19 protein-coding genes and 2 tRNA genes are annotated in these 19,287 nt (G+C 66.6%); 12 read left to right on the top strand and 9 right to left on the bottom strand.

Annotated features, from left to right (window positions below; translation table 11 throughout):
* The first annotated feature begins 69 nt into the window (after nucleotides 1-69).
* The gene (locus tag GO592_RS17070; protein WP_007296853.1) at nucleotides 70-1,080 is read left to right on the top strand and encodes a 3-isopropylmalate dehydrogenase; all 1,011 of its coding nucleotides are present in this window, start codon (nucleotides 70-72) and stop codon (nucleotides 1,078-1,080) included.
* Here GO592_RS17070 and GO592_RS17065 read toward each other — a convergent pair.
* The gene (locus GO592_RS17065; protein WP_007296854.1) at nucleotides 1,077-2,321 is read right to left on the bottom strand and encodes an MFS transporter; all 1,245 of its coding nucleotides are present in this window, start codon (nucleotides 2,319-2,321) and stop codon (nucleotides 1,077-1,079) included. The two genes, GO592_RS17070 and GO592_RS17065, sit on opposite strands and share 4 nt — an antisense overlap.
* Nucleotides 2,322-2,436: 115 nt before the next feature.
* Between GO592_RS17065 and GO592_RS17060 the strand changes: the two genes are divergently transcribed.
* From GO592_RS17060 to GO592_RS17045, 4 genes are all read left to right on the top strand, one after another.
* Nucleotides 2,437-3,210, top strand: a complete 774-nt coding sequence (locus GO592_RS17060) for a fumarylacetoacetate hydrolase family protein (protein WP_007296855.1) — start codon at nucleotides 2,437-2,439, stop codon at nucleotides 3,208-3,210.
* Nucleotides 3,211-3,283: 73 nt separating this feature from the next.
* Nucleotides 3,284-4,759, top strand: a complete 1,476-nt coding sequence (gene gltX, locus GO592_RS17055; protein ID WP_007296856.1) for a glutamate--tRNA ligase — start codon at nucleotides 3,284-3,286, stop codon at nucleotides 4,757-4,759.
* 142 nt (nucleotides 4,760-4,901) lie between these two features.
* Nucleotides 4,902-4,973, top strand: a tRNA-Gln gene (locus GO592_RS17050).
* A 76-nt stretch (nucleotides 4,974-5,049) separates the two neighbouring features.
* Nucleotides 5,050-5,122, top strand: a tRNA-Glu gene (locus GO592_RS17045).
* A 61-nt stretch (nucleotides 5,123-5,183) separates the two neighbouring features.
* On the opposite strand, the gene GO592_RS17040 is transcribed toward GO592_RS17045, so the two are convergent.
* The 3 genes from GO592_RS17040 to GO592_RS17030 all read right to left on the bottom strand — a co-directional run bounded on the left by GO592_RS17040 (nucleotide 5,184) and on the right by GO592_RS17030 (nucleotide 6,691).
* Nucleotides 5,184-5,351 carry a DUF5302 domain-containing protein gene (locus GO592_RS17040; RefSeq protein WP_005240394.1) on the bottom strand — a complete coding sequence of 56 codons (168 nt, stop codon included), beginning with the start codon at nucleotides 5,349-5,351 and terminating at the stop codon, nucleotides 5,184-5,186.
* Nucleotides 5,352-5,432: 81 nt separating this feature from the next.
* On the bottom strand, nucleotides 5,433-5,951 hold the full coding sequence (locus GO592_RS17035; protein ID WP_005240396.1) for a pyridoxamine 5'-phosphate oxidase family protein: 519 nt from the start codon (nucleotides 5,949-5,951) through the stop codon (nucleotides 5,433-5,435).
* Between the two features lie 38 nt (nucleotides 5,952-5,989).
* Nucleotides 5,990-6,691, bottom strand: a complete 702-nt coding sequence (locus GO592_RS17030) for an IclR family transcriptional regulator (protein WP_005240398.1) — start codon at nucleotides 6,689-6,691, stop codon at nucleotides 5,990-5,992.
* Nucleotides 6,692-6,829: 138 nt separating this feature from the next.
* Here GO592_RS17030 and leuC point away from each other — a divergent pair, with 138 nt between their 5' ends.
* The 3 genes from leuC to GO592_RS17015 all read left to right on the top strand — a co-directional run bounded on the left by leuC (nucleotide 6,830) and on the right by GO592_RS17015 (nucleotide 9,723).
* On the top strand, nucleotides 6,830-8,251 hold the full coding sequence (gene leuC / locus GO592_RS17025) for a 3-isopropylmalate dehydratase large subunit (RefSeq protein ID WP_005264750.1): 1,422 nt from the start codon (nucleotides 6,830-6,832) through the stop codon (nucleotides 8,249-8,251).
* Nucleotides 8,252-8,278: 27 nt separating this feature from the next.
* Nucleotides 8,279-8,887 (top strand): 3-isopropylmalate dehydratase small subunit, encoded by a 609-nt coding sequence (gene leuD / locus GO592_RS17020; RefSeq protein WP_005240402.1) that lies wholly within the window; start codon nucleotides 8,279-8,281, stop codon nucleotides 8,885-8,887.
* A 158-nt stretch (nucleotides 8,888-9,045) separates the two neighbouring features.
* Nucleotides 9,046-9,723 carry an HU family DNA-binding protein gene (locus tag GO592_RS17015; RefSeq protein ID WP_007296857.1) on the top strand — a complete coding sequence of 226 codons (678 nt, stop codon included), beginning with the start codon at nucleotides 9,046-9,048 and terminating at the stop codon, nucleotides 9,721-9,723.
* Nucleotides 9,724-9,826: 103 nt separating this feature from the next.
* Here GO592_RS17015 and GO592_RS17010 read toward each other — a convergent pair whose 3' ends face one another.
* The 3 genes from GO592_RS17010 to cofC all read right to left on the bottom strand — a co-directional run bounded on the left by GO592_RS17010 (nucleotide 9,827) and on the right by cofC (nucleotide 13,792).
* On the bottom strand, nucleotides 9,827-10,762 hold the full coding sequence (locus GO592_RS17010; RefSeq protein ID WP_007296858.1) for an NUDIX hydrolase: 936 nt from the start codon (nucleotides 10,760-10,762) through the stop codon (nucleotides 9,827-9,829).
* Nucleotides 10,763-10,796: 34 nt separating this feature from the next.
* Complete coding sequence (locus tag GO592_RS17005) at nucleotides 10,797-13,001, bottom strand: RNA degradosome polyphosphate kinase (RefSeq protein WP_007296859.1); 2,205 nt, start codon at nucleotides 12,999-13,001, stop codon at nucleotides 10,797-10,799.
* Between the two features lie 68 nt (nucleotides 13,002-13,069).
* Nucleotides 13,070-13,792, bottom strand: coding sequence for a 2-phospho-L-lactate guanylyltransferase (cofC, locus tag GO592_RS17000; RefSeq protein ID WP_007296860.1), 723 nt, complete (start codon nucleotides 13,790-13,792; stop codon nucleotides 13,070-13,072).
* Between the two features lie 149 nt (nucleotides 13,793-13,941).
* On the opposite strand from cofC, the gene GO592_RS16995 reads away from it, so the two are divergent.
* The 3 genes from GO592_RS16995 (at nucleotide 13,942) to GO592_RS16985 (ending at nucleotide 17,268) form a co-directional block, all read left to right on the top strand.
* Nucleotides 13,942-14,940, top strand: a complete 999-nt coding sequence (locus GO592_RS16995) for an NAD(P)H-dependent glycerol-3-phosphate dehydrogenase (protein WP_005561650.1) — start codon at nucleotides 13,942-13,944, stop codon at nucleotides 14,938-14,940.
* A 4-nt stretch (nucleotides 14,941-14,944) separates the two neighbouring features.
* Nucleotides 14,945-16,069, top strand: a complete 1,125-nt coding sequence (locus tag GO592_RS16990) for a cystathionine gamma-lyase (RefSeq protein WP_039951016.1) — start codon at nucleotides 14,945-14,947, stop codon at nucleotides 16,067-16,069.
* A gap of 92 nt (nucleotides 16,070-16,161) precedes the next feature.
* Nucleotides 16,162-17,268: a D-alanine--D-alanine ligase family protein gene (locus GO592_RS16985; RefSeq protein WP_039951018.1), complete on the top strand. Its 1,107-nt coding sequence runs from the start codon at nucleotides 16,162-16,164 to the stop codon at nucleotides 17,266-17,268.
* A 19-nt stretch (nucleotides 17,269-17,287) separates the two neighbouring features.
* On the opposite strand, the gene GO592_RS16980 is transcribed toward GO592_RS16985, so the two are convergent.
* Both GO592_RS16980 and GO592_RS16975 read right to left on the bottom strand, forming a co-directional pair.
* Nucleotides 17,288-17,884, bottom strand: a complete 597-nt coding sequence (locus GO592_RS16980; RefSeq protein ID WP_007296863.1) for a DUF3515 domain-containing protein — start codon at nucleotides 17,882-17,884, stop codon at nucleotides 17,288-17,290.
* Nucleotides 17,885-17,886: 2 nt separating this feature from the next.
* A complete protein-coding gene (locus tag GO592_RS16975) occupies nucleotides 17,887-18,120 on the bottom strand; it encodes an Lrp/AsnC ligand binding domain-containing protein (RefSeq protein ID WP_005240420.1) in 234 nt (77 codons plus the stop codon).
* Between the two features lie 246 nt (nucleotides 18,121-18,366).
* On the opposite strand from GO592_RS16975, the gene GO592_RS16970 reads away from it, so the two are divergent.
* The gene (locus GO592_RS16970) at nucleotides 18,367-19,278 is read left to right on the top strand and encodes a thiamine-phosphate kinase (RefSeq protein WP_039951021.1); all 912 of its coding nucleotides are present in this window, start codon (nucleotides 18,367-18,369) and stop codon (nucleotides 19,276-19,278) included.
* The last annotated feature ends 9 nt before the right edge of the window (nucleotides 19,279-19,287 follow it).

Here is a 19,287-nt window from a genome sequence, read left to right as displayed (position 1 = left end):
CCCACTGTGCGCGTGTCACGACCCCCCTTGTCGTGGCACGCGCACAGCTCTATGTGAAGTGAGGCGTTCATGAAGCTTGCGGTCATTCCGGGTGACGGCATCGGTGTCGAGGTCACGGCCGAGGCGCTGAAGGTGCTGCGGAAGCTCGTACCCGATCTCGAGACCACCGAGTACGACCTCGGTGCCCGTCGATACAACGCCACCGGGGAACTCCTCCCGGACGCCGATCTCGCGGCGATCCGCGAGCACGACGCGATCCTGCTGGGCGCCATCGGCGACCCGTCGGTGACGCCGGGTGTGCTCGAGCGGGGTCTGCTGCTGAACATGCGATTCGCGTTGGATCATCACGTGAATCTGCGTCCGTCGCAGCTCTATCCGGGATCGAAGTCGCCGCTCGCGGCGCAGCCGGACATCGATTTCGTGGTCGTGCGCGAGGGCACCGAGGGTCCGTACACCGGCAACGGTGGCGCGATCCGCGTCGGCACCCCGCACGAGATCGCGACCGAGGTGTCGATCAACACGTGGTTCGGTGCCGAGCGGGTGGTGCGTTACGCGTTCGCGCTCGCGCAGACCCGGCGTAAGCACCTCACCCTGATCCACAAGACGAACGTCCTCTCCAACGCCGGTGCGATCTGGACGCGTGCCGTGGAGACGGTGTCGGCCGAATACCCGGACGTGGAGACGGCGTACTGCCACATCGACGCGGCCACCATCTACATGGTCACCGATCCGTCGCGCTTCGACGTGATCGTCACGGACAACCTGTTCGGCGACATCATCACCGACCTCGCGGGTGCGGTCACGGGAGGCATCGGACTGGCGGCGTCGGGGAACATCGACGCGTCGGGGACCAACCCGTCGATGTTCGAGCCGGTGCACGGCAGCGCCCCGGATATCGCCGGCCAGGGGATCGCGGATCCCACGGCGGCCATCCTGTCTGCGGCGCTGCTGCTGCGTCACCTCGGCCGGGACGGCGATGCCGCGCGCATCGAAGCTGCCGTCGAGGCCGATCTGGCGTCCCGTGGTGACTCGAAGGTCGTCACGTCGGAGGTCGGCGACCGGATCGCCGCCGCCCTCTAGGACCGCGATTCGATCTTTTCTCCCTCGATCCCCGTGGCCCGGTCTTCGGGCCGGGCCACGGGGATCAGTGGTATCGAGGCGGCCGGAAATCCCGCAGCTATGGCGAAAGTCACCGGGAAGCCGACGATTCCGATCAGTGCGCCGAACACCGGGGGGACGATCGAGGCCGCGACGAACTGACCGGTGTTCTGGACGCCGAGCGCGCGCCCGCCCCAGAACGGACCCGCGATCTCGGCGACGGCGGTGAAGGCGAGGCCGTTCGGTGCCACGGTCGCGACGGACGCTGCCAACAGCGCCGCGATCGCCAGCGGCGAGTCCATCGCATCCGTCACGGCGAGCGCCGCCATCGACACTCCGCCTGCGACGGCGACCCAGCGAAGCGGACGCATGCGACTGCCCACCACGTCGGACCAGAAACCGACTCCCATTCGGCCGAATGCGCCGAGGATCTGGGCGACGGTCACGACCAGGCCTGCCGCCGTTGCTTCCCAATGCCTTTCGGAGATCAGCCACACGAGCGCGTACGTCCATACCGTGTACTGGGGCACGACGAGCAGCACCGAGACGGCGTGGATGCGCCACAGTGTTCCGCTGTCGCGATACGGATTCGCGAGCATGCCGAGATCCTTCGCGGCGCTTCGGCTCGGCCTGGGCGGATCGACCACCCAGAGTGCACAGGCCAGCGCGGCAGTCGCGCACAGGGCGGCGGGCAGCGCGAGCGCCCATCCGATGCCGTGGTCGTGTGCGACCGAGGGGAGCGTCAGCGCAGCGCAGGCAATGCCCAGCGGCAGCGACATCTGCCGGATACCCATCGCGAGTCCGCGGCGCTCGGGCGGGAACCATCCGACTACGACGCGCCCGCTCGCGGCATTCGCCGAGGCCGCGGCCATGCCGCCGAACAGAAGGAAGGCTGCGGTGGCCGTGAGCGATCCGGACAGGGCCGCGCCGATTCCCGCGGCCGCCGTGGACGCCATTCCGGCGGCCAGCACTCGGCGTTCGCCGTAGCGGTCGGCCAGGGCGCCCCACGCGATCAGCGTCAGCATGACTCCGAGGGTGGGTGCGGCGACGAGGAGTCCGGTGCGGGCGAGGCTGAGCCCGTGGTTCTCCTGGAGTTCGGGGATCAGGAAGGCGACGCCGTTGACGAAGACCGCCTGTGCGGCCTGGGCGAACATCCCGAGGGCGAGCATCCACCATCTGCGGGCAGTTCCGACGGCGGACGGCGTGTCGATCGATGCAGTCATGTCATCTCAATATCTAGGATTTAAGTCTCATATATTGGGGAACATGCGGAGTCTATACCTCGCGTCCCCCGGCGTCCCGGTACGGCGGTGAACCGGGCCCGATAGACTTGGCGCCATGCGTCTTGGTCGAGTGGCAAGTCCCGATGGTGTTGCGTTCGTCAGTATCGAGGGGGACGAGGAGTCCCGGATCGCGAAGGAGATTGCCGAGCACCCGTTCGGCACCCCCACTTTCACCGGCCGGAGCTGGCCGCTCGCCGATGTGCGACTGCTGGCCCCGATCCTCGCGAGCAAGGTCGTCGCGATCGGAAAGAACTACGCCGCCCACGCCGCCGAGATGGGGGGAGAGGCGCCTGCCGATCCTGTGATCTTCCTCAAGCCCAACACCTCGATCGTGGGCCCCGACGCCGCAATCGTCCTGCCGAAGTCCTCCAATGAAGTTCATTACGAAGGAGAACTCGCGGTCGTCATCGGACGCCCCTGCAAGGACGTGCCCGCCGCCAAGGCTCTCGACGTGGTGCTCGGGTACACGGCCGCCAACGACGTGTCGGCCCGCGACCACCAGCGCCACGACGGGCAGTGGACGCGGGCGAAGGGTCATGACACGTTCTGTCCGCTGGGACCGTGGATCGAGACCCAGCTCGACGCCTCCGACGTCGACATCACCACCGAGGTGGACGGAGTGGTGAAGCAGCGGAGCAACACTTCGCTTCTGCTGCACGATATTCCGAAGATCATCGAATGGGTGTCGGCTGTCATGACGCTGCTCCCGGGCGACGTCATACTCACGGGCACCCCCGAAGGTGTCGGTCCGATCGTCGACGGCCAGAGCGTGAGCGTGACCATCGGTGGCATCGGCACCCTCACCAACCCGGTGACTGCCAAGCGCTGACGGCTCTCGTGTCGAAATCGGGAGCGGACTAGCCTGTAGGAGTCCGTTTTCCCAGCGTCGACCCAAGTGAGCCATGACCACAAGCGAAGTTCGCGTCCGTTTCTGCCCGTCGCCCACCGGAACCCCGCACGTGGGGCTCGTCCGAACCGCCCTGTTCAACTGGGCGTTCGCCCGACACAACGGTGGGTCGTTCGTGTTCCGCATCGAGGACACCGATGCTGCCCGTGACAGCGAGGAGTCGTACCAGGCGATCCTGGACGCGCTGCGCTGGCTCGGATTGAACTGGGACGAGGGCCCGGAGGTCGGGGGACCGTACGAGCCCTACCGCCAGTCCCAGCGACGGGACCTGCATCTGGATGTCGTCGCGAAGTTGCTCGCGGCGGGCGAGGCGTACGAGTCGTTCTCGACACCCGAGGAGGTCGAGGAGCGGCACAAAGCGGCCGGCCGCGATCCCAAGCTCGGCTACGACAACTTCGATCGTGATCTGACACCGGAGCAGCGGCAGGCGTTCCTCGACGAAGGCCGCAAACCCGTGGTCCGCCTCCGGATGCCGGATCACGACCTGACGTGGGACGACCTCGTGCGCGGCGAGACGACGTTCAAGGCCGGAACCGTTCCCGACTTCGCCCTCACCCGCGGCAACGGGATTCCGCTGTACACGTTGGTCAACCCCGTCGACGACGCGTTGATGAAGATCACACACGTCCTGCGCGGCGAGGACCTGCTGTCGTCGACGCCGCGGCAGCTCGCCCTCTACGAGGCGATGCAGCGGATCGGCGTGGCCGAGTTCACTCCGAAGTTCGGGCATCTGCCGTTCGTGATGGGGCAGGGCAACAAGAAACTGTCCAAGCGCGACCCCGAGTCGAATCTCTTCATCCATCGCGATCGCGGTTTCGTCCCCGAGGGACTGTTGAATTACCTGGCGCTGCTGGGCTGGGGTATTTCCGACGACCACGACGTGTTCTCGCTGGACGAGATGGTCGCCGCCTTCGATATCTCCACGGTCAATTCCAATCCGGCCCGGTTCGACCAGAAAAAGGCCGACGCGATCAACGCCGAGCACATCCGGCTGCTCGAGCCCGCTGATTTCGCCGCGCGGCTGCGCGCGTTCCTGACGCTCCACGGCCATCTCGGGGAGACCGTGGACGAGTCCGTCTTCGCGACCGCTGCCGAACTGGTTCAGACGCGCATCGTCGTCCTGTCCGACGCCTGGGATCTGCTGAAGTTCCTGTTCGTCGACGAGGCCGACTTCGCGATCGATCCTGCCGCCGCTGCCAAGAACCTGGGCGCCGACGCCGTACCCGTACTGGACGCCGCCCTCGCGTCGCTGGACGCAGTCGAGGCGTGGGATGCGGCCTCACTGGAAGAGGCCCTCAAGACCGCTCTCGTGGACGAACTGGGCCTCAAGCCACGTAAGGCGTTCGCTCCGGTGCGGGTGGCCGTCACGGGCTCGCACATCAGCCCGCCGCTCTATGAATCGATGGAACTGCTCGGACGCGACGTTTCGTTGTCCCGGCTGCGCTCTGCGCGGGCCGGCATCGCTGGCTAGAACGCCGCTTTCGGGCCGAAAAGGGTGCAAAAACAGCCTCTGACCATACGATTTGGTAAATCCCGGCAGTAGGCTGGTAATCTCTTCTTCGGCCCGAGGCGGGCCGCAGAGCCCAGAAGCTCAGCGGTTCGAGAACGGCCATTGGGGTATGGTGTAATTGGCAACACAGCGGTTTCTGGTACCGCCATTCTAGGTTCGAGTCCTGGTACCCCAGCGGAAGTTCGGCCGATTTTGACTCCGAACTTCTGGAAGCTATGCTTGCTGAGCTTCCAAGGCAAGACAAAGTTCCTGGCCCCGTCGTCTAGCGGCCTAGGACGCCGCCCTCTCAAGGCGGTAGCGCGGGTTCGAATCCCGTCGGGGCTACAAAAAGAAACACCCTCCAAGAAATTGGAGGGTGTTTCTCTTTATCCGGACGATGTGTCGTTTATCCGGTCTTGCGGCGAAATTCGCGTTTGTGGTCGGCAGGCCCGTGGGCCTCGTGCGCCTTGGAATGTCCGTCCTTGTGATCGGTGGACAGCCCGGCCTGATGATTCTTCCGCTCGAGTGCTTCGCGGAATTTCTTTTTCGTGTCCTCGTTACTGGCGTCAGTCATGGTGAACTCCCTCGGGTAGTCGGTTCACTCTGTGAAGCTACGCCGAGGGCACCGAGAATGCTCCCGTTTTTCTGCCCGGGGTCAGGCGCGGCGGTCGGCCGTCTCCAGGTACGCGGCCGTGGTCCCGCCCACCGGCATCGCGGGCATGCCGAGCTTGGCGTGATCCCAGCTCCTGATGCGCTCGGGAACGATCCGCACGACAACCCGCTTGTACAGCAGCTGATCGATGGCGGGACGCAGATCGTCGGTGTAGGGGCCGGTGTAGCGTTCCCAGACGCTGACCCCGACCGCGAACATCGCGTCCGGGTCCTCCACGATCTCCGCCCGGCCCTCGATGGAAATTCCGCGCAGGGTGTCGTACGTCTGGCCGTCCTCGATCAGGACGGTGACCCGATCGTCACGGCGCAGGTTGACCGCCTTCTGCGATTTCGACTTCGTCTCGAACCAGATCTCGCCGTCGATCACGGCGTACCACATGGCGACCAGATGAGGTCTGCCGTCCGCTGCCACCGTTGCGAGCGTGGCGATCCGGCTCCGATCCACGAATTCGGCGATCTCCGAATCCGTCATCGTGATCTGCGATCGTTGGTTCTTCCCCATCGGCTTCTCCTGTCGCGGTGAACGGCGGTCGTGAGTGGTCAGAGTCTCTTGTGCAACGCCTCCGCTGCGGCGAGCAGGTCGGCCGCCCACCGGGCGCCGGGGCGCCTGCCCATTCTGTCGATGGGTCCGGACACCGAAATCGCTGCGATGACAGCGCCGCCGGCATCCCGTACGGGTGCGGCGACACTGGCGACACCGGGTTCCCGCTCGGCGGCGCTCTGCGCCCAGCCGCGTCTGCGGACCTCGAGCAGCACGCGTTCGCCGAACGCCGCGTCGGGAAGAATCGCGCGCTGGGTCTGTGGGTCGGCCCAGGCGAGAAGGACCTTGGCACCCGAGCCGGCGCTCATCGGCAGTCGTGCCCCGACGAGAACGGTGTCGCGGAGGCCCGTGGGCGGCTCCATCGCCGCCACACAGATGCGCTGCGTGCCTTCCCGGCGGTACAGCTGCACGCTCTCACCGGTGATCTCGCGCAGTCGTGGAAGGACGAGCGCCGCCGCCGAGACGAGCGGATCGTTAGCCGTTGCAGCGAGTTCGGCGAGGCCGGGTCCAGGGCACCACAGCCCGTCGGAGTCGCGGGTCAGGAGGCGGTGAACCTCGAGCCCGACGGCCAGCCGGTGGGCGGTGGCGCGGGGGAGTCCGGTGCGCGAGCACAGTTCGGTGAGGCTGCAGGGCTTCTCGGCCACGGCATGAAGCACGCCCACCGCTTTGTCAAGGACCCCGATGCCGCTATGCTGTCTCATAGGTCGATACCACTTTCTCGCATTCTGGGATCATAGCGCACCTTCGCCTCACGTCGAGTGCGTGTCCGGGAAGAGGGTAACGACATCAGGCGCACGGCGGACCGGCCCGAAGCCCGCGGTGCGAGAAGACACACAGAGGTGGAGAAGATGGCGGAGAAAGCACGCACCCTGGCAGAGAAGGTGTGGGAAGACCACGTCGTGGTCCGGGGTGAGGGAGACAACCCCGACCTCATCTACATCGACCTGCATCTCGTTCACGAAGTGACGAGTCCGCAGGCCTTCGACGGACTCCGGCTGGCGGGGCGCCCACTGCGCCGGCCCGACCTGACGATCGCCACCGAGGACCACAACGTCCCCACCATCGACATCGACAAGCCGATCGCAGACCCCGTCTCCAAGACTCAGGTGGACACGCTGCGGCGCAATTGTGAGGAATTCGGTGTCCGGCTGCACCCGATGGGAAACATCGATCAGGGCATCGTTCACGTCGTCGGACCCCAGCTGGGGCTCACCCAGCCCGGTATGACCGTGGTGTGCGGTGACAGCCACACGTCCACCCACGGCGCGTTCGGCGCGCTCGCGATGGGTATCGGGACCAGTGAGGTCGAACACGTCATGGCGACGCAGACGCTGTCGTTGCGTCCTTTCCGGACGATGGCGATCACCGTCGACGGCGAATTGCCCGAAGGCGTGACGAGTAAAGATCTCATTCTGGCTGTCATCGCGAAGATCGGAACGGGCGGAGGCCAGGGCTACGTCCTGGAGTACCGCGGCGAAGCGATCCGGAAGATGTCGATGGAAGCGCGGATGACCGTCTGCAACATGTCCATCGAGGCGGGTGCGCGAGCAGGCATGATCGCCCCCGACGAGATCACCTACGAATTCATCAAGGGACGACCCCACGCACCGAAGGGTGCCGACTGGGACGCCGCGGTGGAGGCCTGGGAGCAGTTGAAGACCGACGAGGGCGCGGTTTTCGACAACGAGGTCCACATCGACGCGAGCTCGCTGACGCCGTTCGTGACCTGGGGCACCAACCCGGGGCAGGGCCTGCCGCTCGGCGAGGCCGTGCCGAATCCGGCCGAGATCGTGGACGAGAGCGAGCGTCACGCCGCGGAAAAGGCGTTGACCTACATGGGTCTCGAAGCCGGAACTCCGTTGCGTGAGGTTGCGATCGACACAGTTTTCGTGGGTTCGTGCACCAACGGCCGGATCGAGGATCTGAGGGCCGTGGCCGACGTGTTGCGCGGCCGCCACGTCGCCGACGGGGTCCGGATGCTGATCGTGCCGGGCTCGATGCGCGTTCGCGCGCAGGCCGAAAAGGAGGGCCTCGGCGAGATCTTCACCGCCGCGGGCGCCGAATGGCGGCAGGCGGGGTGCTCGATGTGCCTCGGGATGAACCCGGATCAGCTCGCGCCCGGGGAGCGTTCGGCCTCCACGTCCAACCGCAATTTCGAAGGCCGTCAAGGCAAGGGTGGCCGGACTCACCTGGTTTCGCCGCTGGTCGCCGCCGCGACCGCAGTCCGGGGAACACTGTCCGCGCCGACAGATCTGGCCTAGGACCCAAGGAATTTAGGAGATTTTTCGATGGAATCCTTTAGCACACACAAAGGTATCGGCGTTCCGCTGCGGCGATCCAACGTGGACACGGACCAGATCATTCCGGCGGTCTACCTGAAACGAGTGACCCGCACCGGTTTCGAGGACGGTCTGTTCGCCGCATGGCGGAACGATCCGAACTTCGTTCTGAACGTCGCCCCGTACGACAAGGGCAGCGTTCTGGTGGCCGGGCCCGATTTCGGCACGGGCTCCTCCCGGGAGCACGCCGTGTGGGCGCTATCCGACTTCGGATTTCGGGTCGTGATCGCGTCTCGCTTCGCCGACATCTTCCGGGGCAACGCCGGCAAGGCCGGTCTGCTGGCCGCTCAGGTGGCCCAGTCGGACGTCGAACTTCTCTGGAAGTTGCTCGACGAGCAACCCGGTCTCGAATTGATTGTCGACCTCGAGAACAAGACAGTGACCGCCGGAACCACCGTGGTGCCCTTTGCGATTGATGACTACACACGGTGGCGTCTGATCGAGGGTCTGGACGACATCGGATTGACATTACGGCAGGTAGAAGCCATTTCCGAGTTCGAAAAGTCAAGGCCTTCTTGGAAACCTGCGACTCTTCCGGAGCCCACTCCGGCCGACTGAAAGTTGGAATCGGAGCCCTGTCTGCCAGATAATAAGTTCCTGAGAATGGTGCCGCGTTGTATGAGAATTGGCGTGGCACATAGACTCCTGCGGTATTCAGGTTTACCGTAGTTCGTAGTCGGTCCGATGATGGACCATTAGTTCGCGGAGGAATTTCAATGAATAAGGCAGAGCTCATCGATGTTCTGACCGAGAAACTGGGCACGGACAGGCGCACGGCAACGGAAGCTGTCGAGCATGTCGTGGACACGATCGTCCGGGCAGTGCACCGCGGCGACAGCGTGACCATCACCGGTTTCGGTGTCTTCGAGCAGCGTCGTCGCGCGGCACGTGTCGCACGTAACCCGCGCACGGGTGAGACCGTCAAGGTCAAGCCGACGTCGGTGCCGGCGTTCCGTCCGGGCGCTCAGTTCAAGGCGGTTATCGCTGGCGGCCAGAAGCTTCCGGCCACCGGCCCGGCAGTCAAGCGCGGTGCAGCGGCACCCGCCACCAAGGCCGCCGCCAAGAAGGCTGCTGCCAAGAAGACGGCTGCCAAGAAGGCCGCCGCCAAGAAGGCAGCTCCCGTCAAGAAGACGGCAGCCAAGAAGGCTCCGGCCAAGACCACGGCCGCGAAGAAGACCGCGGCGAAGAAGGCTCCGGCCAAGACCACGGCCGCGAAGAAGACCGTGGCGAAGAAGGTGGCTCCGGCCAAGACCACGGCCGCGAAGAAGACCGCGGCGAAGAAGGCTCCGGCCAAGACCACGGCCGCGAAGAAGACCGCGGCGAAGAAGGCTCCGGCCAAGACGGCAGCCAAGAAGACCGCAGCAAAGAAGGCTCCCGCGAAGCGCGCCAAGTAATACAGCGCACACGGGACTGCCCGAACACAGACAGGCGCCGACCCTGGGGGTTGGCGCCTGTCTGTGTTCTCCTGCCGTCCCGGTGAACTCCGGCCTGCGGGTCTCAGTCCTTCCGGGTGGGAGGCAGCGGACTGTCGATGTGGTCCGCGGCGATGAGTTTGCCACCGGACAGCGAGAGCACCCAGGTGCTCGCCTTTCTGTTCCGCGCCGGGGGAAGCGCGATACCGTCGACCTCCGCCCACCAGTCGAGCAGATCGGGAATGACGCCACCCTGACTGCAGATCACCTGCACTCCGCCGAGAGCGGCGATCTTGCGGACCCGTGTGCGAGTGGCCGCCGGGTCGGCGGTGTAACTCTCCTCGGACAGCAGCGGATCCAACCGGACGGTCGTGTCCAACGCGCTTGCCAGCGGCTCGACCGTCTGAGTGCACCGCGTCCGGTCGGCCGACGTGATGTCCGTGGCTCCGAACGCCTCGAGCTGCGCGACGAGCGCTTCGGCCTGGAGTTGGCCGTTCGCATCCAGGGGCCGGGTTGTGTCGTCACCCTTGTACCGTTTCCGGCTTCCAGCCTTGGCGTGCCGGACCAGTAGCACGGTCGCGGTGTCGGGTGGCTGAGCCGTGAATCGACGGAGCATCTTGCGATCCATGGGGTACGACAGCTGATCGGCGACCTCGGATACGGGAAGCCACCGCATTTCGTCCACTTCGCTGTTGGAGACGAATTCGCCGGCACGGGCTTCTGCCGCCCAGTATTCGACACGTTTCAATCGGCGGTGGCCCGGAATCGGATACGTCAACGCGCCGAGATGCCGGCCGAGACGCCCGCGAATTCCCGTCTCTTCTTCCACCTCACGCAGTGCGGCCACCACGGCAGTCTCGCCGGGGTCGAGCTTTCCCTTGGGAAATGACCAGTCCTCGTATTTGGGCCGGTGAATGAGCGCGATCTCGATCTCGTCGGGATTACCGGGAGATTTTCGCCACAGCACGGCGCCCGCGGCGAAGATATTGGCTTTGACCGGTTTGCCGGGTGAACTGCTCACCGAGTTCCTTCCTTCTTCCGCGGATTCGCCGCGATCAGGATCCGGTGCCCATTCGTTTGCGCATCATGGCCTCCTGGTGGTCGCGAACCTCCTCGCCGTGGGCAGGCGACGGAACCCACCGGCCGTCGGCCCCGAGCACCCAGCACCGCGTGACGGGATCGAGCGCGGAATCGATGATCTCGCCTATCTGAGCAGTGAGTCGAGGATCTTTCACCTGCGCCATGACCTCGACACGTCGGTCGAGGTTGCGGTGCATCATGTCTGCGCTGCCGATCCAGAATTCGTCGGCGCCGCGGAAATGGAAGACGCGGGAATGCTCGAGGAAACGTCCGAGAATCGACCGGACGTGGATGTTCTCGCTCAGGCCGGGAACTCCGGGTTTGAGGGCGCAGATGCCACGCACGACGATCTCGACGGGCACACCGGCCTTGGATGCGCGATAGAGCGAGTCGATCACCTGTTCGTCGACCAAGGCGTTGGCCTTCAGCAGGATTCCGGCGTCCTCGCCCCGCAGCTTGTGCGCGATCTCACCGTCGATCCGCTCGATGATTCCCCGGCGGACGCCGTACGGCGCGACGAGGAGGTTGCGGTACTGCGTCTTCCGCGAGTAGCCGGTGAGGGAATTGAACAGGTCGGTAAGGTCTGCGCCGATCTCGGGTGCCGCGGTGAGCAGGCCGATGTCTTCGTACAGCCGGGCGGTCTTCGGGTTGTAGTTGCCGGTACCGATGTGGCAGTAACGCCGGATGGTGGACCCTTCGCGGCGGACGACGAGGCACGTCTTGCAGTGGGTCTTGAGCCCGACCAGTCCGTACACCACGTGCACCCCCGCGTGTTCGAGCTTGCGGGCCCATTTGATGTTCGCCTGCTCGTCGAATCGCGCCTTGATCTCGACCAGTGCCACAACCTGTTTGCCCGCCTCGGCGGCGGTGATCAACGCGTCGACGATGGGGGAGTCGCCCGAAGTGCGGTAGAGAGTCTGCTTGATCGCCAGAACCTGGGGGTCGGCCGCAGCCTGTTCGATGAAGCGCTGAACACTCGTGGAGAACGAGTCGTACGGGTGGTGGACCAGGACGTCGCCGTCGCGGAGGGTGGAGAAGACGCTCTTGGGCGTTTCTCGCTCGCCGAACGCCGGATGCGTTGCCGGGACGAACGGTGCGTCCTTGAGGGCCGGCCGGTCGACCGCGTACACCTGCCAGAGGCACGACAGATCCAGCAGTCCGGGTACCTGGATGACGTCGCCGGGATCGACGTCGAGTTCGCGCAGGAGGAGTTCGAGCATGTGCTCGGTCATGTCGTCCGCGACCTCGAGTCGCACCGGTGAACCGAAGCGGCGGCGGGCCAACTCACGCTCGAGCGCCTGCAGGAGATCTTCGTCGCGGTCTTCCTCGACCTCGAAATCGGCGTTGCGTGTAATCCGGAATGCATGGTGCTCCACGATCTCCATGCCCGGGAACAGCATGTCGAGGTGTGCGGAGATCAGATCTTCCAGGGGCAGGAACGCGTCGATGGAGGAGGGAGTCTCGTCACGGCGGACGCGGACGAACCGGCCCACGTTGTCCGGAACCTTGACCCTCGCAAAGTGTTCGCCACCCGTGACCGCATCCTTCACCGTCACCGCGAGGTTGAGACTCAGGCCGCTGATGTACGGGAACGGGTGGGCATGGTCGACGGCAAGCGGAGTGAGTACGGGGAAGATCTGGTCCTGGAAATGCACCGACAGGCGCTCGCGGTCGTCCTCGGTGAGATCGTCCCATCCGATGATGGAGATCCCTTCGGCGGCAAGCGCGGGACGAACGGAGTCGAGGAAGACCCGGGCGGCCTTCTCCGAGATCTCCTGGGTCCGGATCGCGATCAGCGAGAGCTGTTCACGGGGGGAGAGACCGTCGGCGGACCGCACGGACAGCCCGGTCTCGTCGCGGCGCTTGAGTCCGGCGACACGGACCATGAAGAACTCGTCCAGATTGGACGCGAAGATGGCGAGGAACTTGGCGCGTTCGAGCAGCGGCAGCGACGTGTCCTCGGCGAGGGCGAGAACCCGGGCATTGAAATCGAGCCAACTGAGTTCGCGGTTCAGGTAACGATCTTCGGGGAGCCCGTCGGTCAGAGCGCTCGTGAGGGCACTCGTGGCAGCGGGGGGCGCCATGGGAACGTTCGTGGGATTCGCCGTGACGATGCCGTCGCGGGTTCCGTTCTTTCCGTCGACGTCGGTCTGCTGGTCGAGTGCTTCTCGGTTACTCACCCCACGATCATCCCTCGAGAATTCGGCCGCGGACAATCGATGGGGCAAATTCACGCGGGGTGCGTTGCCTACTCGTTTCCGCAGCGCGAGGGGGCGGTGTGTTCGAGCGCGTCGAGTGCGGCACGCGTCGCAGGTCCGACGCCGAGAGCCTGCGCGGCATCGAGATCGTCGGCGGTGTCGACGTCGGTCCGCAGACCCGGCCAGTGCCCGTCGAGGGGACGGGCCCCGGATTCGAGATGCCGCTTCGCCGATCCGGGTCCGAACCGGGGATCGAGCGGAACTTCCGGGTCGCAGGAGAACAGTGCGGCGGTTCCGGTGCCGTGATGATCGACGACCACCGACCTGCCGCCGGTTCTCGCCGCGGCGAGTGCTTCACCGAATTCGCCTCCGCGCAGAGACGGAAGATCGGCCTGGAGTGCGACGACGTCGACTCCGCGCTCGTTGCTGCGGACGTGCTCGGCCGCCGCCGACAGCGCCGCATTGAGACCGTGCTCGGTGCCGGCCTCGTCCGGCCGGTCTTCGGTGGAAACGGGTGCGGGGTCGGCGTAGACATGCGCGCCGACGCTGCGTGCGAGCCGCGCCACCGCGGGGTCCGGCGTGACCACGGTGACACCGACGACCGTCGCGACATCGCTGACGACGGCGAGGGTGTCGCGCAGCATCGACAGCACCAGTCCGGTGCGGTCGTCCGTGTCGAAGACACCCGACAGCCGCGTCTTGGCCGCGTGGAGTTCCTTCACGGCGACGAGTACGTGCGCGCGCGGCGCCACGGATCGGGTCGCTGTGCTCATGCGGATATCTTGCCAGCCCGCGCGGGGTGGTGCTCCGGACGCCCGGTCGCCGCTGAGCAGCGAACGAGTTCGGTAGCGGGGCGGCGCTCGGCCTCGGCATCGGCAATACTGTGGACGACGCATCGGGTAACGAACGACGAGGGGGCTGTGTGAGCAAGGCTGCGGTACTGGGAGCGGGTTCATGGGGGACTGCATTTGCGAAGGTCCTGGCCGACGCCGGGACCGATGTCACCATGTGGGCGCGACGCGGTGAGGTCGCCGAGTCGATCGTGTCGCGGCACGAGAACACGGACTACCTGCCGGGCATCGCCCTGCCTCCGTCGTTGACCGCCACCGACGACGCGCGGGCCGCACTCGACGGCGCGGACATCGTCGTTCTTGCGGTGCCGTCGCAGTCCCTGCGCGACAATTTGCAGGTCTGGAGTCCGATGATCCCCGAGAACGCCACCCTCCTGAGCCTCGCCAAGGGCATCGAGACCGGCACCCTCATGCGGATGAGTCAGGTGATCATCCAGGTCACCGGCGCAGACCCGGGGCGGGTCGCCGTCCTGTCCGGGCCCAATCTGGCCCGGGAGATCGCGATCGGTCAGCCGGCGGCGACGGTTGTTGCGTGCACGGATTCGACGCGGGCGCTGGAACTGCAGAAGGCTTCGGCCACCGGATACTTCCGTCCGTACACGAATTCGGACGTCATCGGGTGCGAGGTCGGCGGCGCCTGCAAGAACGTCATCGCCCTCGCCTGCGGTATGGCATCGGGAATCGGTTTGGGAGAGAACACGATTGCGAGCATCATCACTCGAGGTCTGGCCGAGATCATCCGGCTGGGAGTAGCGCTCGGTGCGAAACCTGCCACCCTCGCGGGTCTCGCGGGAGTGGGCGATCTGGTTGCGACGTGCACGTCGCCCCTGTCGCGCAACCGGTCGTTCGGTGAACGCCTCGGCCAGGGTGGTTCGATCGAGAGTGCCCAGGCGGCCACTCACGGTCAGGTCGCCGAGGGCGTCAAATCGTGCTCGTCGGTGCGGGCTCTCGCCGCCAGTTACGACGTCGAGATGCCGTTGACCGATGCCGTGCACCGGGTGTGCCACGAGGGCCTCGTGGTGCAGGACGCGATCGGTCAGCTGCTCGGTCGCCGCACGAAGCCGGAGTGAACTCGTGAGTGGTGATTCCACCCGCTGCGTCAAAGCCGTTGCCGCAGAGAATGTTCCCGGCTCACCGATGCAGAGGGGGCCGGTTTTCGCTGCCCCCTATCAGCTGAGCGCGGACGAGGGAACCGAGTCCGACACCTACGCGCGTGCCTCCAATCCGGGCTGGCGCGACCTCGAATCGGCGCTGGCGACGCTCGAGGGCGCCGCGGGCGCACTCGTCGTCGGCTCCGGGATGTCGGCGGTCACCGTCGTGCTGCGGAGTCTGCTCACCGCCGGTGACACCGTGGTCGTTCCGTCCGACGGTTACTACCAGGTGCGTGCGTACGCGCGGGAGCGCCTGGAGCCGATGGGCATCACCGTGCACGAACTGCGGACCGCCGACATGGCCGGCGAGGCGGCCGCCGCACTGCTGGCCTCCGCCGAGGGGACGACGGTGGTGGTGGCCGAGACTCCGGCCAACCCGTCCCTCGACGTGGTGGATCTGCGCGCCGTGTCCGAGCAGTGCGCCAACGCGGGCGCCGTTCTCGTGGTGGACAACACGACCGCCACCCCACTCGGCCAGCAGCCGCTCGAACTCGGCGCCGACGTGGTAGTCGCCAGCGGCACAAAGACTTTGAGCGGTCACAGTGATCTCCTCATGGGGTACATCGCCGCGTCGGACGCCGACTTCCTGGCCGGAATGGAACGCGAGAGGGCGCTGTCGGGCACGGTGCTGGGGCCGTTCGAGACGTGGCTCGCCCACCGGAGTCTCGGGACGGCCGGTCTGCGATTCGAGCGGCAGTGCGCCAACGCCCTGGCCCTCGCGGCCCTGCTCGAGTCGCACCCGGCGGCTCACCGTGTTCGGTACCCGGGGCTGCCCGAAGATCCTGCGCACGCCGTCGCCGCCGGTCAGATGCGTAGATTCGGCGGGCTGGTGAGCTTCGAGGTGGACTCCGCCGAACAGTTCCACCGACTCGTGGCCGGAAGTGAGCTCCTCGTGCCTGCGACGAGCTTCGGCGGCATCCACACCAGCGCCGACCGCCGGGCCCGGTGGGGTGACCCCGTGCCCGACGGGTTCGTGCGGATCTCGTGTGGAATTGAGGACACCGAAGACCTCGTCGCCGATCTCGAGCGTGCCCTGTCCGCATTGTGAGTGCGGCACCCGACGTGTCGTGAGGTCGGCGAAGGAAATGTGAGGAGAGGTGGGTGCGGTGAGCGGGTCCCGGCGACGGTACGGTTTGTGTCGTGAGTAAACCGCGTACCCGGGTAGCCGTCATCTTCGGTGGCCGCAGCAACGAGCATTCCGTGTCCTGTGTGTCGGCCGGAAGCGTCCTGAGGAACCTCGACCCGGAACGGTACGAGGTGGTGCCGATCGGCATCACCACCGAGGGCTCGTGGGTTCTCGGCTCCACCGACCCCGAGACACTGGCCATCCGCGGCCGGGCACTGCCCAGCGTCGATGCCGACGGGTCCGCACTGGCCCTCACCGCCGACCCGACGCGGTCCGGTGACCTCGTCGCCCTCGACGACGGCGAAGCGGGCAAGATCCTGGCCTCGGTCGACGTCGTCTTCCCCGTCCTGCACGGTGCCTACGGCGAGGACGGCACGATCCAGGGCCTGCTCGAACTCGCAGGTGTCCCGTACGTCGGTCCCGGCGTGCTCGCCAGCGCTGCCGGTATGGACAAGGAATTCACGAAGAAGCTGCTCGCCGCGGAAGGCCTGCCCATCGGGTACCAGGTCGTCCTGCGCCCCGGCACCGCCACGCTGACCGACGAACAGAAGTCCCGCCTCCACCTCCCGGTATTCGTGAAGCCGGCCCGCGGCGGATCCTCGATCGGCATCACCCGGGTGGCCGAGTGGGCCGCGCTCGACGACGCCATCACCCACGCCCGTCTGCACGACCCGAAGGTGATCGTCGAATCCGGGATCGTCGGCCGCGAGGTCGAGTGCGGAGTCCTCGAGTTCCCGGACGGCGACGTGCGGGCCAGTGTCATCGCCGAGATCCGGATGCCGGAAGGCGCAGGCGACGACGAGGCGTTCTACGACTTCGACAGCAAGTACCTCGACGACGTGTGCGAGTTCGACGTGCCCGCGAAACTCGACGAATCGGTCAGCGAAGAGATCCGTGAACTCGCGGTGCGCGCGTTCTCCGCGCTCGACTGCCAGGGACTCGCGCGGGTCGACTTCTTCGTGACCGCAGACGGCCCGGTGATCAACGAGATCAACACGATGCCCGGATTCACGTCGATCTCGATGTACCCGCGCATGTGGGGTGCGGTGGGCGTCGACTACGGCGCCCTCGTCTCGACCCTGGTCGACACCGCCCTTGCGCGCGGCGTCGGTCTCCGCTAGAGAAACCGCGGTCCGGCGCTCAGGGATTCGCCACGGGCGCCGGATCGAGGGGTTGCTGCGGCAACGCCTGCGACACCGCACCGGAAATGTCCTGAAGCGGCGTCGGTCCCACCCCGGTGGGAACCGTGAGTCCGATGTACACGCCGCGGTCGACGGCGAAATAGCTGCTCGCGTCGATTCCGGCGCTCGCGCCCGAGATCTCGAACCACTGAACTCCGTCGATGACCTGCAGCGGCGAAGCCTGATCGAACTCCGCGGGGCGGTCCAGACCACAACGCAGGACGAGTGGTTCGCCCTCGGCCGGTTGCCACGCGGCGGTCGCCTCGGGAGCGGGTTCGGTGAGTTCGGCGCGCGTGTAGTCGCCCAGAGCCTCGGGCAGGCCCGCCATCAGGGTGGCGCACTCCGCGGAGCCGGATGCGGGCGCGGGCACGGGGCCCAGCGACACGGGTTCCTTCACCGGGTTCCGGCCGGCGAACACCGCCGCGACGACGATGCCGATGACCAGGGCCACGGGGAGCGCAACGGCCGTCGCGATGAGTGCGGGATTGCGCCGCTCCCCGGGAACCAGGTCGGAGTTGCAGGCGGGTGTGTTCTGTTCGGGTTCGAGGTCGGACATGCTCAATTCTTGTTCGCAGACTTTTCGGGGACGTCGCAGGTGAGGGTGCGAGTGATGCCGGAGACCTGACGGATCTCCTTGACGACGGGGGCGACATCGTCAGCGGACACCCGCACGATGACGTCGTACGGTCCGACCACGTCCTCGGCGGTCCGGACTCCGGTGATCTTCGCGATCTCGGTCGCGATCGCCGCGGCCTTGCCGACTTCGGTCTGGATCAGGATGAACGCTTGCACTCTCGCTCCGGCCCTTCCCTGCTCCGCGCCGCATGATCTCGGTAGAGTCGCGGGTGCTTCGGCGCGCTGATCGGTCACGTGCCGAGAAGTCCCGGCAACAGCTAAAAGGTACCGCAGTCGCACATTCCGTCGACCGGACCCACGGCCGCTGCCCGGGCCACCCGACACTGGAGGCACACCATCACACCGACGGATTCCCCGGACCCGAACCCGCCCCTCACCGTCGCCGACGTCGGCGAGTTCGCCGTGATCGGCCGAGCGGTGGAGGGACGGGTGCAGCCCCTGTCCACCCTGATCGGCCCCGGCGACGACGCCGCCCTCGTCCGGGCGGCCGACGGCCGGGTGGCGGTGTCCGCCGACATGCTGGTGCAGGACAGGCATTTTCGGCTCGACTGGTCGTCCCCGCGAGACGTGGGCCGCAAGGCGGTGGCACAGAACGCAGCCGACGTCGCGGCGATGGGGGCGCGCCCCACCGCTTTCCTGGTTTCCCTCGGCCTGCCGCCGGACACGTCGATCGACGTGGCGGACGGCATCTCGGCGGCAATCGGGGAGAGCGCCGAGGAACTCGGGGCCGGCGTCGTGGGCGGTGATCTCGTGCAGGCCGGGCAGGTCGTGATTTCCGTCACCGTCCTCGGTGATCTGGGTGGCAGGAGCCCGATCCGGCGGTCTGGCGCGCTGCCGGGCGACGTCGTCGCGGTGGCCGGCGAACTCGGCCGGTCGGCGGCCGGACTCGCGCTGCTGCTCGGCGGGTCCTCGGATTTCCCGGATCTTCTCGCCGCACATCGTGTCCCCACTCCACCGTATTCCGCCGCCTGGGCCGCCGCGGACGGGGGTGCCCACGCCATGACCGACATCTCCGACGGGCTGCTCGCCGATCTCGGTCACATCTGCGACGCCTCCGGCGTCGGAATGTCCCTCACCCGATCCCACATGGCCGTCTCACCCGAACTGGTGGCGGCGGCGAAGCTTCTCGGCGCCGACCACTGGGAATGGGTGCTCACCGGGGGAGAGGACCATGGCTTCGCCGCCAGCTTTCCTGCCGACGTCCCGCTCCCCGCGGGGTGGACGACGATCGGCGCGGTGCACGAGGGGTCCGGCATCTCGGTCGACGGCGAGACCTGGCCGGGGGCCGGCGGCTGGCAGAGCTTCTCGGTATAGGTTGCACGC

The organism is Rhodococcus sp. 21391, assembly GCF_016772255.1.
GTDB lineage: Bacteria > Actinomycetota > Actinomycetes > Mycobacteriales > Mycobacteriaceae > Rhodococcus_F > Rhodococcus_F opacus.
The sequence above is the reverse complement of the archived record's forward strand: the minus strand, read 5'-3'. Positions and strand labels throughout refer to the sequence as shown.